Origin of the sequence: Caballeronia eucalypticola, assembly GCF_047608185.1 — a bacterium.
Taxonomy (GTDB): domain Bacteria; phylum Pseudomonadota; class Gammaproteobacteria; order Burkholderiales; family Burkholderiaceae; genus Caballeronia.
Window position 1 is genome coordinate 1 of record NZ_JBLKRU010000021.1, and the last position, 687, is coordinate 687.

The following is a 687-nucleotide window of genomic DNA, read 5'->3' on the forward strand; positions in this document are numbered from 1 at the left end:
GGGCGACACGCGCAACTGGAAACTCGCAGGCTCGGTCTATCTAAACCCAGAAAGAACCGAGCAATCGGCTACCCGATACAAAGAAGCTGCGTAGCGGTGCACGCGACAACTACCTTGACACACACCGAAAGCGACAAAGAAACGAAGCAAAGAAAACGCTTTAAACTCTCTAAAAATTAAGTGTCCACAGCGTGCAGTTTTTATTCATTGGTACCCGAAAAGCGCGGTGCTCGCTGGAACCACGGATGTGTGAAACCCTCCTTCTCGCGAATCCTGACAGTAAAACGCTTCGCCCCGTACGCTCTCGGGCAAGCACCCTTGCCCTACGAACCCGCACGGCCTCACGCGCTTTTATGGGTGTGGTTCTTCTCGGGTTAGCTGGTCGGTTCGCACTGTTATTTTAGGGATTGGGCTTTACACATTCTGCAGCATTGTGTCTCGATGGGTTGCCAAAATGTTTCGGCATGCATACAAATTCGGAGACTGGTTTTCCGCGGATAGCGCGGGGCGCTCCTTGGGCAGGTTCAGTCGCTAGTGCTAGCCCGAGAGCGTACGGGGCGAAGCGTTTTACTGTCAGGATTCGCGAGAAGGATGGGTTTAAACATCTTAAGCTCTGGCGAGCACCGTGCTTTTGGGGCACCCATGAAATGGAACTGCACGCTGTGGACACTTAGGGTAGAGCGGTGA